8 protein-coding genes are annotated in these 13,002 nt (G+C 67.1%); 3 read left to right on the plus strand and 5 right to left on the minus strand.

Going from position 1 to position 13,002, the window contains the following annotated elements:
- Positions 1-29: 29 nt before the first annotated feature.
- The 4 genes from R6Y94_RS16150 to R6Y94_RS16165 form a co-directional block, all read right to left on the minus strand.
- Positions 30-1,136: an AAA family ATPase gene (locus R6Y94_RS16150; protein ID WP_318396667.1), complete on the minus strand. Its 1,107-nt coding sequence runs from the start codon at positions 1,134-1,136 to the stop codon at positions 30-32.
- Positions 1,133-2,917: a DUF1998 domain-containing protein gene (locus tag R6Y94_RS16155; protein ID WP_318396668.1), complete on the minus strand. Its 1,785-nt coding sequence runs from the start codon at positions 2,915-2,917 to the stop codon at positions 1,133-1,135. The genes R6Y94_RS16150 and R6Y94_RS16155 overlap by 4 nt, the downstream gene beginning before the upstream one ends.
- Before the next feature lie 20 nt (positions 2,918-2,937).
- Positions 2,938-5,838, minus strand: a complete 2,901-nt coding sequence (locus R6Y94_RS16160) for a helicase-related protein (RefSeq protein WP_318396669.1) — start codon at positions 5,836-5,838, stop codon at positions 2,938-2,940.
- A 239-nt stretch (positions 5,839-6,077) separates the two neighbouring features.
- Positions 6,078-7,664: an NERD domain-containing protein/DEAD/DEAH box helicase gene (locus tag R6Y94_RS16165; RefSeq protein WP_318396698.1), complete on the minus strand. Its 1,587-nt coding sequence runs from the start codon at positions 7,662-7,664 to the stop codon at positions 6,078-6,080.
- Between the two features lie 111 nt (positions 7,665-7,775).
- Between R6Y94_RS16165 and R6Y94_RS16170 the strand changes: the two genes are divergently transcribed.
- The 3 genes from R6Y94_RS16170 (at position 7,776) to R6Y94_RS16180 (ending at position 10,999) form a co-directional block, all read left to right on the plus strand.
- Positions 7,776-8,915 carry an RNA polymerase sigma factor RpoD/SigA gene (locus tag R6Y94_RS16170; protein WP_318396670.1) on the plus strand — a complete coding sequence of 380 codons (1,140 nt, stop codon included), beginning with the start codon at positions 7,776-7,778 and terminating at the stop codon, positions 8,913-8,915.
- Positions 8,916-9,196: 281 nt separating this feature from the next.
- Positions 9,197-9,679 carry a very short patch repair endonuclease gene (locus R6Y94_RS16175; protein ID WP_318396671.1) on the plus strand — a complete coding sequence of 161 codons (483 nt, stop codon included), beginning with the start codon at positions 9,197-9,199 and terminating at the stop codon, positions 9,677-9,679.
- A gap of 12 nt (positions 9,680-9,691) precedes the next feature.
- Entirely contained in the window at positions 9,692-10,999 is a 1,308-nt protein-coding gene (locus R6Y94_RS16180) for an ATP-binding protein (RefSeq protein ID WP_318396672.1), read from the plus strand.
- Positions 11,000-11,014: 15 nt separating this feature from the next.
- Here the strand turns inward: R6Y94_RS16180 and R6Y94_RS16185 are convergent, their stop codons facing one another.
- Entirely contained in the window at positions 11,015-12,979 is a 1,965-nt protein-coding gene (locus R6Y94_RS16185; RefSeq protein WP_318396673.1) for a DNA (cytosine-5-)-methyltransferase, read from the minus strand.
- Positions 12,980-13,002 lie beyond the last annotated feature (23 nt).

Below are 13,002 nucleotides of genomic sequence, written 5' to 3' on the forward strand. Positions count from 1 at the left end.
AGGCGCTGACGGCCCGCGCCCACCAGACTTCAAGGCGTGTATTGCGACAGGTCGAGCAGGTCTTTCGGCAGCGCGCCCACAAGTTCCGGCTCGCCCGTTCCCGAGTACATGAAGGTCAGGCATCGCCGTGCCCTTGTGACGAGCACGTACAGGCTCATCCGCATGTTGTCACTGTTGATGTCGCCGGGCACAGTCTGAAGTTCGGGAACGATCACCGAGTCGAATTCGAGGCCCTTCACGCTCTGCCAGGTGATCAGCTTGAGGCCGGGTCCGCTGAAGGCAGGGTCTGAGAGGGCCCCGGCACGCCGTCCGCTGACATAGCCCTGCAACGGGTTGACGGTGCGGTGGTCGAGCTGGTGGTGGTAGTAGAACAGGTCCCTGCTGCGGTGAAGGATCACTCCGATCGTTTCGTTCGGGTGCTGCTTCTCGTGTAGAAGCAGGTGCTCGGCCACGTCAGCCTTGTGCTGCACTTTGATCAGGCGGGGTATGGGACCGTCCGGCAGTACGTCCGTGCTGCTGCCGCCGGGGCGGAAGTGGTCGGCGAGGTCGCGGATCGGTCGGCTGTTGCGCACGGTGCCTGGGAGTGCCACGGGTTGGTTGGTCCTTGCCGCGGCGGCGATCTCCCGGACGGTGCTCTGACGGAGTCCGATGCGTTGGTTCTCGTCGGCGAACACGGTCACGGACGAGGACAGGGCACCAATGGCGAGGTAGAAGTCGGCCGGCATGTCTTGGCCCTCATCGACGACGAAGTACGGCCGTGGCTCCATGGTCGGTGGGTCGCTGGTGATTGTTGTCAGGCAGGCCATCCAATCGATGTCGTACCGATCAAGCGTCGGCGGGTTCCGCCGGTAGTGCTTCTGCCAGAAGGCGTGCAGCCATTTGTGGTAGGTCGTAGCGACATCAGCCGCTCCGATCTGCGCCACTGCGGCTCGCGTGTAGGCGGACAGCACTTTGCTGTACATGAGCATCACGGTCGGTCTGCCCGACCGGTGCAGGGCAGCTGCCCGGTAGATCGCCGTGATCGTCTTGCCCGCCCCGGGACTACCGGTGACGAGGTGCGATTCCTCGAACGGTAGGGCGAGGACCTCCCGTTGGACGGGGCTGAGGTCGAGCAGCGGTGGCAGTAGCAGTGTCACGTCGCACCGGCCTGCACGGCGATGAGTTCGGCGAGGGCGTCACGCATGAAGCCGTACTCGTCGTCGATCACTAGAGTCCGGTCCAGCAGGACGTTGCCCATCGTGCAGCTCGTCTCGGGGACCAACGCGCAGGCGTGGCAGGCGGCCATCGACAGGCCGGAAGGGCCCTGGGCTGTCGACTCCCTGCACACCGGGTCGAGAGAGCACCATCGGGCGGCGGCGAGAGTGGCGGCGATGGTCGTGACGAGCCGTCCCGCCTCGCCGGAGCGGGCGAGGCCACCGAGGGTGCCTTCGGCATCGCCGGCAGCGGTATAGATCAGTACCCCGGCCATCGGGGTGTCGGAGTCCGGTGTGCTCGCATAGATGCGTTCGCGCAGCGACGAGGAGGGGTAGCCGGCGTCGAAGGCCAGCTGGCGCATCAGGAGGTGGGCGATGGTGTGTAGCAGAACCAGACGCGGCGTGGGGCTTCTCTCGATCCATCTGGCGTGCATGCTGCCGGCAAAACGCTTGTGGAGCGTGGCCGCACGTCGCACCACCGGAGTCTGCAGATCCCACCGTCGAAGGTTCTCCTCGTCGAAGACGATGAAGATGCCCTCGCCGTATACCTCTACGGCCGGTAGGGAGGCGCTGCGCGTTCCCAGGTCGGCGGGGATGTGGTTGTCCATCGTGTGGCGACGGAAGCCACGCAGGACCCGGACCTCGCGTAACCGGTCGACCAGGACAATGTCGGAGATGGCCGTTTTCATCCGGTCGACGACCGGATTCAACCGGCCGTGGCCCGTGGATGCCGGGAAGGGCGTGTGCCGGGTAATGAACCGGTCGTCCGGATGGTGTCCGCCGCGCGGATTGATCAGTGCCTGCCATTCGCGCTCCGCCAGGTCCTCGGAGCTTTCCGAACCGGCGTCGGCGCCCGTGGCACCGAGACGGTCGTTCAGAATGGCGATGACCTGGCTCTCGTTGACATTTTCCTGCTCGGCGATGAAGCCGATCAACTGCTCACGCAGCGGGCCCTCGGGGTCCTTATGGAGTAGGGCGAAGTACGCGTTCTGCTCGACCCGGGCAGCCGTACCACCCCAGGTGACCCAGTCGGAGTCGGGGGGAAGGTCGATCGCGGACCCTGTGTCGGGGAAGTAGACGCTCGATGCACCCCGTTGCAGGACCACGGGTGCCTGATCGCAGCTCACCGCCTCGGTGTCACGCTGCCAGGGCTGCCTCCCCCTGCAGCGGATGTTGATGCGGCCGAGCGCGCGGGGCGACGTCAGGTCAGCGAGGTTCCTGCCGGCTCGGCAGGTCCGGCACCGGACCCGGAGTGATTCCAGGCCACCACCCACGGTCGTCAGGTGCTCGAACTGCAGCTCGGCTCGTCCGCACTGGCGTTGCTCACGTCCCTGCCCGCCCCCGGAGTGGGCCCACTGGACCCAGGGCACGTCGTCGAGGTGGCCGTTGCCGCAGACCGCGACGAACCTCATCGGCACGAGCTGAGGGCTGCGGCCGCAGTGTTGGCAGCGGGGAATCTTTCCTGGCTGTTCCTGGCGGACGCTCCAGTGTGTCATCGTGCGGCAGGTGCCGCAGAACAACCATTGCGGGAACCGGTAGTAGGGCAGCCTGCCGTCGCGCGGCGCCGGGGGTAGGCGTAGTTCCTCCGCACCAAAGTGGGCCGCAATGCGCGGAGCGGCCAGGGTCATCCGCCGTCCCTTCCACCGGGTGACGTCCTCCGCGACGAAGGATTCACCGAGCATGTCCACGATAGCGCCGACGCCGAACGGGGAAAGGGCCTGCATGCGTCGCAGCCGACGGTCCGTCACTGTCCCTCACCCCGCACCAGCACGCGAGCATCCGTGTCGACGTTGCGCATCGAGTCGAGTGTCGGCCATCCCAGTCCCGGCATGTCGAACTTCCTCAGTAGCTGGATGCGCTCGCGCCCTCCCCCGGTATAGGTGAGCCCTCCGAGCGGATGGGCGCGGTCGACGAGCCCGGCCCAGTGCTCCTCGAGCTGCTCCACGTGCCGGGCGACATCGGCGGCCTCGTCCGGATCCGCTGCCCGCGCGCGGGCGATGAACTCCGCAACCAGGGTCCGCCAGGCGGGATCCTTCGGGTCGAACGCGGCGGCGGAGCGGTCGTCCCGCCAGGTGTGCACGTGACGGGCGAGGATGACCAGTCCCGCGTGCAGCGCGCGGGTGCGGGCCGGCACCGAGAACGGTGTCACGGAGGTGGGTTCGACGACCCGGTAGAGAGAGGTGTGGTACGGGATGAACGACTCGTAGTGCGAGCGGTCACGCGGTTTGGACGGCGAGTAGAGGCTTACTACCAACCCGGGTTGGCGACGCCCGACCCGGCTTGTGGCCTGGATGTACTCGGCGGTGGTTTTCGGCTGCCCGACGACCAGCATGAGGCCCAGTCGGGGGACGTCGACACCTACGGAGATCATGTTCGTGCTCGGCACGAACGACACCGCACCGGGCTGCCCACGCTCGATGAACAGCCGTTGGAGATGCCGGGGGATGTCCGCCGGCGGGATGTTGCTGGTCAGTTCCATGATTTCGGCGTCGTCAAGGTCGCGTCGGTCGTCCTCGGCGGGCGCGATGACGCCCAGACGGGCGGGGATGTCGTCGTGCGCCAGGGTGACGGTCTTACCGAGTTCCCGCAGACTGTTGTGGTAGGCGATCAGGGTCCAGTAGGCATCGGCGGCCTGCGGTCCGAGCGGCAGCTCGACGGGGGCGTTGAGCATTGCCGCGGAGAGGTGGACCATCGCGGTGAGAGGTGTATGTCCCTGCGGCATGACTCCGGCGTAGAGCCGGCCGGGCCGGCCCGGGTCCGATCGGACGAAATAGGAGTCCTCGGCGTCGAGGCCGGAGGGCGGAAAAAGGGCGATGGGACGCCCGAAGACGCCGCGGGACTGGGCATCGGCGCGACGGATGGTGGCAGTGGAGGCGACGATCTTCGGGCGGGTGCCGTGGCGCGCCATCGCCACGTCGAAGGCAGCCTCGTAGAGCCCGACGACGGTGCCGAGCGGCCCGGAGATGAGGTGGAACTCGTCCTGGATGATCAGCGCGGGACCAGGGTCGACGCCGGTGCCGATGAACACCCCCGCCCGCGGTTCGCGGGTGAACCGGGCGAACTTGTCCACGGTGGCGACCAGCAGCGTCGGAGGGTCCGTGTAGAGCGCGTCGTCGACCGACGAGACCGGCAGAGAAATGTGGAAGTCGCAGTCGACGTTGGGGCAGTTGATCCGGAAACTGTTGTTGTCCGCGTGCACTCCCCAGGCGTCGTCCGGTGCGTTGCCGGTCGGAAGGATGTGGGTGCCGCACCAGGGACAGCGTTCGACCTGAAAGCTCTTGGTCGTCGGTTCGTGGTTCCTGATCGTCTGTAGCAGGTCGACGGCGTCGGCGAAGTTGTTGGGGCTGTTGTTGCCGCCGACCCAGATTCCGATGGAGACCGCCCGCGTTCCCAGTTCCTCCGGGCGCGCCCGTCGGATGAGTTCGCATGCGCAGATCAAGGTGGCCGCCCGCTGGAACTGTTGGGCGGTCAGCAGCCGCAGGGTGTAACGGGTGATGACGGTGGTCCCGGCGCCGGCGTCGCCGAGCGTCAGGCGTCGGTGGAAGACCGTGAAGGCAACCAGACCGAGGTACGCCTCGGTTTTCCCGCCGCCGGTGGGGAACCAGATCAGGTCGACGAGATCACGGTCGTCGTGCTCTGTGTCGACGATGGAGGGCAGGGACAAGAGGACGAACGCGAGTTGGAAGGGCCGCCAGCGACGGTCCGGGTCGTCGTAGTCGGGCGCGGCCGGCAGGCGGTCGGTCCAGGCACGACCGGTGCCGGCGAACCGGGGCCCGCTTCGGACCATCTGCATCAGCATGGCCCTGTTCGCCAGGACGAAGGCGCGTCGGGCGGTGGGGTCCTGTTCGAGCAGATGCACACCTTCACGCATCCGGGCCCGGGCGCGATCCACGCGTTCCAGGAGCCGGTCGGCGGCCTCCATGAGAGGGCGGGCGATGTTGTCCCGGCCGGTGCGGGTTCTCTCCGCCCAGCGGTCGTAGCTTTCGACGAAGGCGTACAGCCTGCTGATGACCCCTTCCGGGTCCTGTTCGAGCCCGGCAAGGTAGTTCAGGCTCAGTGCCTCCTGATCGCCCGGCAGTTCAAATGCAACGTCGGGGACGACGTGGCTGGGTAGGAAGGTCGTCTGCACCGACGTGACACAGTCACCCTGCGCCTCCCAGCTCGCGGCGGCGCCGTGACCCAGAGCAAAGACGGGAACCTTCCGATAGAGGAGCGCAATTTCCTCTTCCTCGCGGTCCGAATGGAGTCGCAGCGTCGACGGGTACGGAGCGATGCCGCCCTCGACCGGGCTGCACCGTAGCGTCACCTGCAACAGGCAGTCGGACGGGTCCAGCCTCCCCTGGTCCGACAGTTTCCGTTCGTTGACGAGCGAGACCGTGACCAGTATGCCGTCGCCGAACTCACGCCAGACGACGGCAACGGAGGCGTCACGATTGAACAGGTAGTGGTCGGTCCGGCGGCCCACTGACGGAGGCTCGGCGTACAGGGCGGCAGTGCCGGTGGCAGCCAATGGCTGACGCCGCCACTTCTGCCGGTCCTCTCGGAGGTAGCGCGCAGCTGTCACCTCGATCCGGAGGGCCGACCGCTTGGTGACGACGAAACTCAGCCCGACCGAACTCGGCATCAGTTGGCCGGCCAGGGCCACCGGATCCTCGTCGCTCTCTGTCTCTTCGGTGGATCCGGCTGCCGGAGCATCGTCGACGATGTCGTCGTCGTGCGCGTCGAGGGATGTCTCGCCAGGGAACAGGATGCCGGCCAGGTACCGGCGGTCGGGTCGCTCGGTGAGTACCTCGTCCTCCCCGTACCACGGCCCGACAAGCTGCCGGCGCAGGTAGTCCAGGACGAGAATCCGGTCGTCGGATTCACTGGGAGCGGGTGTGGTGGTCACCGGTCCTCCTTCTGCTGGTGCATTTGCCCTCCGGTGGCCATCCAGAGTCCGACCCTCGCGCGTGTCATTCCCACGTAAAGGTTGCGGATGCGGCCAGGATCAGCTGGGCCGACGTCGCCCAGGAGGATGAATCGGCTCTCGAGGCCCTTGAAGTCCTCGACCTTCGCGAAGGCGATCCGACCCCTGGCGGGTCGTCGTAGCGTGTGCAGATCCAGTACGTCGATGCGGTGCCGCCAGCGGGCCGGCAGATCCGCGAACAGAGACTCCTGCAGGGGCAGCGGGGACAGCAGGATGATGTCCGTGTTCGGAATTCCGTTGTCGTGAAGGCGGTCGAGCTCGGCGGCGGCCGCCGCGGCCCGGCGGGAGGGGTCGGGCTCGTCGACCACCATCACGTCGGGCCCTTCGCCGGCCGATGAGACACCGGTGTCCGCCCCGGTCATCTGCTGTGTCGACGTCACGATCTGTCGGGTGTTGCGGCAGTTGTCCTGCAGCAGCAGTTGGGCCGGCCGTAAGGACCTCAGATAGTCCAAGGCCTCGTCGTCGCAGGAGCCGACCAGTCCACGTTGGTTGTTGCTGTCGAGCAGCAGGTACCAACTGCCGTCACCGAGGCCGCCTACGAGTCGGTTGTCCAGGCACGACAGGTCGGTGAAATTGACCATGTCCTGCGCCTCGTCGACCACGACGACGTCGAAGTGTGTGTCGTTGTCGGCAATGAGATTGGCGAAGGGGACGACATGGACGTCCTGCATTCCGGGTTGATGCCGGACGAACCCGGCGACCACCTGGCTGCGGCAGGTGAACAGGGTCCGCTTGCCGCTCGCGGCAGATCTGCGGGCCAGTTCGGCCGCGAGCATCGTCTTGCCGGTGCCCGCCCCGCCCTCCACGAGGAGCCGGGGGTTTGTTGCCCAGTGATCGAGGGTGCGGTACTGGCTCGCGGTGAGGGCAACGAGGTCGGCTTCCGCATCGGTGACAATCTGGCGCAGGGTGGGGACGGCGTCGAAGTCGGGCCGCAGGGCCTGCAGGATCTCCCGCAGGAGTGGTTCGTCGAGCATGGCCGAACGCCCTCCGGGCTTGGCCCGCCAGTAGTCCGCCATTCGGCCCAGGCTGCGTTGCAGACCATCGGTGCGGTCGAGTTGCCTGCGGTCGATCAGGGTCTCCTCGTCCCACTCGACCGAGGTCTGTTCGGGTAGCTGGCAGTCCGGGAAGATGACGGCGAAGCCAATGGGGATGTTGCGCAACGTTTCGCGGCCGAGGCGCTCCTCGAGGCGGCGCTGCAGGGTGAACATGGCGCTGGTCGCCTGCGCGAATGGACTTTCCTTGCGCCGGCGTTCCTGGCCGGTGCGGTCGCGGTAGGTCCAGACGCCATTGGTGCAGCCGACATAGCCGCCCTTGACCTCGATCACGTACACGCCGCGCCGTCCGGCCAGGACGAAGTCGATCTCGCTGACGCGCTTCCAGACGTGTGCAGGCAGATTGAGGCTGTGCAGAGCGAAGCTCCAACCAGCATCCACGAGTTTGAGGCGTCGGTAGATCTCGGCCTCGGCGGCGCTCTTCATCAACGGGGAGATCGGGTCAGGAACCATCTGCACCCGCAGGATTGTGCACGATGACAGGGCTCAACGTCATTCCTCTCTTTGGTCGCCAGGTTCACAATGGTGGCCGTGACGTCTTCAGCCGACCAAGAGGTTGTCCAGATGTGTGTGCAGCTGCTAATGGCGCATGTGCGGGACGGTACGGTCGGGGACTGGGAGATCGACAGCGTTCTCGAGTTGGCCGGGGACACCCGCGCGGCGGTACGGGAGCAGGTCATCGAGGGGATGGTCGGGCGGGGTGTGGTCGTCATCGCCGCGCCGGATGGCGATGGGCGTGACGGTCGTGGGCCGTCCGGCGTCATCGACCCGGCCCAGGCTGCACGTTCAATCGCCGACGCCCGGCGGCTACTGCGTAGGGACAGGGTCTCGTCGCGGCCCTGGGACCGACTGCTGACGGCGTCCGAGGAGGTCGGCTTGGCGCTCCTGCTACGCGGGGAACAGTACCGGCCACACGAGGGGGTCCCGCACGGCTTTCGCGCAGGTCTCGACGTCTCTGATGAGCGGGCGCGGGCCTTCGACGCGATGGTGCTGCACAACCGGCGGCTCGTGATGTCCGTTGCCGGCAGTCACCTGGGACATGGGCTGGAGAGTGAGGATCTGGACCAGCATGGCGTTGTCGGACTGATGCGGGCGGTCGAGCGGTTCGATCCCACCCGTGGTCTGAAGTTCTCCACCTACGCGGTCTGGTGGATCCGTCAGGCTGTGACGAGGGCGGTCGCCAATGAGAGCCGGTTGATCCGTCTCCCGGTGCACAAGTCGGATCAGGTGCGTCGGGTGGTGGCGAGCCGGAACCGGCTGTTGACCCGGTCCGGCACGGCGACCGTGTCGGAAATCTGTCACGAACTCGGCTTGGACCCGGGGACGGTACTCGAATGCCTGAGACTGCATGCCGGGGTAGTGTCGTTGGATCTGCTCATCGGGGACGGCAACGCGTCGCTGGCCGATTTTGTGACCGCGTCCCATGACACTCTGAGACCCGATGTGGTGACACAGCGTCAGGAGACGTTGACGATTCTCCGCGCCTCACTGGCTGATCTCCCCGGGCGCTCGGCGGCGATCCTGGCCTGGCGGGCCGGCGTCGGCACCGGCGTGCCCATGACTCTCGAGGAAATCGGACAGCGGCTCGGGATCACCCGCGAACGCGTCCGTCAGTTGGAGAAGAAGGCACTGCCGCAGCTACGCGAGCGCATGACGGCACGTCTGGGCGGCGCAGCGCCGAGGGGCGATGATCTCGTGCACTGATGTCGGATTGCGCGAACGTCGGGGCGGCACACGGTCCACGACACCGGCTCGTGCGGGCCGAACAGCACCGACGTGCGACCCGTCCGACGATCTGTCGGAGGCCCGACGGAGCGGCATCGTCCACCGCAACCGTCCTCCCCGCCTGATGAGACCGGACAGAACCGACGAAATCTCGCAATTGGGGCGGAATTAACCACCGGGGTCGACGACATGGTCCTGAAGGCCCTCCTTCCCGGGAACTGCCGTCGCCCAGCGGCGCGGGTTGGGGTACGTTGTCGGCGATGACGCGACGCCCCACCGCTCTCAACGCCGCCGTGTCGGCGCAGATGAGCCGGATGCCGCGGACGCGGACGAAACCTGAGATGTCGGTGCGACGGGAACTGCACCGACGAGGGTTACGGTTCAGGGTGAACCATCCCGGCCTCCCCGGCCGACCGGACATCGCATTCACACGGGCACGACTGGCAGTGTTCGTCGACGGCTGTTTCTGGCACCTGTGCCCACAGCACGCGGTGCTGCCGAAGAACAACGCCACGTGGTGGCGGGAGAAACTGCAACGTAACGTGCAGCGTGACCGTGAAAAGGACGAGGCATTGGCAGCGCTCGGCTGGACAGCGCTGCACGTCTGGGAACACGAGGACCCCGTGGCCGTGGCGGAAATCGTCGAACAACTCTGGCGGGCACGGTGCCGATCGGACGCCACGGCATGGCCGGTCACGCGAGGCAGGGTGGGTGTGGCATCCTGGTCCTCACGGACGACGTGAGCGGAGGTGCCCATGCCGGTTAGAGCGTGGTACGACGTGGCGCCCTCAGCCGCACGGCTGACCGGGTCGCTGCGGGACATCGGGTACGAGTTCCCGACCGCGGTGGCAGACATCGTCGACAACAGCGTCGCGGCAGGGGCCACCCGCATCGACGTGACCGTCGAGTTCGACGGGGAGGACTCCCGCGTCGTGATCGCCGACGACGGTCACGGCATGTCAGCCGGCCAGCTGATAGAGGCTCTGCGGTTCGGCACGAGGCGTTCGTACCGGCGCGGCGAACTGGGTCGCTACGGTCTGGGCCTCAAGACCGCGTCACTGTCCCAATGCCGGACGCTCACCGTGATCAGCCGCAGCAGCCGATCGGTGGCACGGACGAGCGCGCGGCAGCTGGACCTCGACCTTGTGGAGGAATGGGACCAGTGGGTCGTGGTGGACCCGTCCCCGCAGGATCCGGTGGTCCGCAGCGCCCGGCAGGGGCTGGCCGAAGGGACCGGCACCGTGGTCGTCTGGCAGGCGCTCGATCGCGTACTGCCCGAGAAGCGCCCGTCGGGCGGCTGGGCCCGACGGCGTCTGGAGACCCTGGCGGCGCGGACATCGGACCATCTCAGCATGGTTTTCCACCGCTTTCTGGAAGGATCCGATGGACTCACGCCACTGGTGATGTCGGTGAACGGGCAGAAGCTGCGCCCGTGGAACCCGTTTGCTCCGCAGGAGCCGCACACCTCTGAGCTGCCCCGACAGCAGTTCGAAATCGAAATGGCAGGCGTCGTGGGACTGGTTCAACTCAGAAGGTTCGTGCTGCCGCCGCGTGACCGCTTCACCTCAGCCGCAGAATTCGATCGGCACTCGGGCCCCCTGAACTGGAACCGGCAGCAGGGTCTGTACGTGTACCGGGCCAACCGGCTGGTGCAGTGGGGCGGATGGGGTGGGATCCGCGGTATCGACGAGCACACGAAGCTGGCCAGGGCAGCGTTGGATTTCGACAACGACCTCGACACCGCATTCAACATCAACGTCGCCAAGATGCGCGTCAGCCTGCCGGCCCAACTGCGCCAGATCCTGGAGGCGCCGGTCAACGAACTGTGTGTCCTGGCCAACGACGCCTACCGCAGGACCTCACGGAGTTCGGCACGGCCCGTACCGGCGGACGTCACCGCATCACCTGAAGTGCGTGCCGCTACCCACGCGGCCGCCACCGCCGGCCTCGCCCTACGGATGGCCGCCATGCAGGCGGATCAGTGGGCGGCATGGGAACGCATCGAGGAGACTCTGCGCGCCCAGTCGCCGGAGGTGGCGCAGCTACTCGGACTGGACCGCTGACCAGGACCGACGCGGTCAGAACAGCTGAGGCCCGTCGATACGCGCCCCGACGCACTTCTTGACCAGCGGACATTCCTGGCACAACGGCTCCACCGGCCGGCACAGCGTGTTCGCAAGTTCGATCAGGCCCAAGTGGGCGGCGCGAGCGTCGCTGTCGATACCGATCATCCGGGCGACCTCCAGCCGGCCGTCGGTGAGGCGGTTACGCCGGTCGACGGGATGACCGCTGAAGCGGGCGGCCACCCGCAACACACCCTTGGTGACGAGAACGGGCTCTTCCGACTCGTCCTCGGTGCCCGCGGGAACGACCAGCACAGCCAGGTCGGCGATGGACTCGTGGAGACCGGGCACCCGCCGCAACGCGTCGTCGTCGCGCAGTACCCGAGGATCATCAGCGAGTTGCCGGGCGAGCTCCACCACCGTCCCGGCCCGGTTCGCCCGGGAGATGAACCCGCCGGTGCGGCGCAGGTTCTCCTCCGCCGCCACCGTGTCCTGCGGCTGGCGCCACGTCCGCAGCAGGACCCAGACCTGGCGCATCACATCCGGGTGGGCGCGATCGAGAAGTATCTCCGCCTGCAGGACCTGCCACCGTGTCTCCGCGCGCAGCCATGGAATACCGCTGACCTGACCGGAGGCGAACCAGCCCGCGAGCGTCGAGGCGACCTCCCGCGTCGACACGTGGGCCGGACGAGGATTGTCGAGCGCCCGTCGCGCAGCTCGCGACAGGTGTTCACCGAGCAACGGGGGTACCGCGTTGCCGATCTGTTTGAATGCCGCCGACGGCGGCCCGGCGAAACGGAACCAGTCGGGGAAGGTCTGCAACCGGGCTGCCTCGCGCACGGTGATCGTGCGGTTCTGCCGCGGGTGGATGTACCAGTAGCCGTCCTTAGCGATGTGCGCCGTGATGGTGCGCGACAGGTCGTTCTCGTCCAGACGTTTGTACTTGTCGTCGAAGATGTCGTCGCGGTACCGCTTGACGTCGTCCGGTAGGTCCGAATACCGGGTCGTCGGGCCCATCATCTCAAACGCCCGCAGGTCGTCCTCCCGCACCGGGCGGGTGATGTGGTCGAAAACCCGGTGCGCATCCGGATCCGGCACCCCCTCGCGCATACGCCGCTGGAAACCTGTCACGGGAGCGTCGTAGGGAGCCCAACCCTCCGCACCCCCTTCCGGGCGCCAGCCGCCCTCCACCTCCGGCAGGTCGCCGATCGCGTTCCACACCGTGACCCGCTCGGGCTGTTCCTTCGGCCAGTCGAAGGCGAGGCCGTCCCGTAGGCCGACCAGGATGAGCCGTTGACGGAACTGTGGGACGCCGTACCGGAAGGTGTCGACTGCCTTCTCCTCCACCGCGTAGCCGAGGGATTCCAGCTCGTGCACCATCGTCCGGAGGATGAACATCTCCTTGTCCAGAGCCATGTCCGTCACGTTCTCCATCAGCACCGCCGGCGGCCGGGCCAGCCGAATGACCTCAAGGAACGACCGCCAGAGGTCACGTCGTTCGTCATACGGATCACGCAGACCATGGCGCACTTTGTGGCGAATCATCGACCGGCCGGCCTTGGAGAACGGCTGACACGGGGGCCCGCCGGCGAGCAACTCGACGCCTGCGAGGCGCACGAGGTCGGCGACCTCCCGGATGCGGGCCGGGTCACCCAGGTCCCAGTCCACGCTCAGACCACCGTGGTGGTGCCGGTGGGTCTCGACCGCTTCCGGGTAGTGGTCCACCGCGAGGATGACCCGGTAGCCGGCGTTCTGCATACCGAGACTCAGACCGCCCGCCCCGCTGAACAGATCGGCCGCCAACCGGAACCCGTCCTTGCGGGCTTCCTGGGCGTACCGCAACAGGTGCTCGCCGTCGGTAACGGCGTCGGGATGGGGCGCCAGCTGCACGAAGGGTCCACGCACCAGTCTGACCTTGTACTTGCCGCGACGGGCGGTGGGATCAGGTGCGGTGGGTTCGGCATCGGCGCGGTCGGTCACGTGCACGAACGTTACCGGTGACG

It is taken from the genome of Plantactinospora sp. KLBMP9567 (assembly GCF_033446045.1).
Lineage (GTDB): Bacteria > Actinomycetota > Actinomycetes > Mycobacteriales > Micromonosporaceae > Plantactinospora.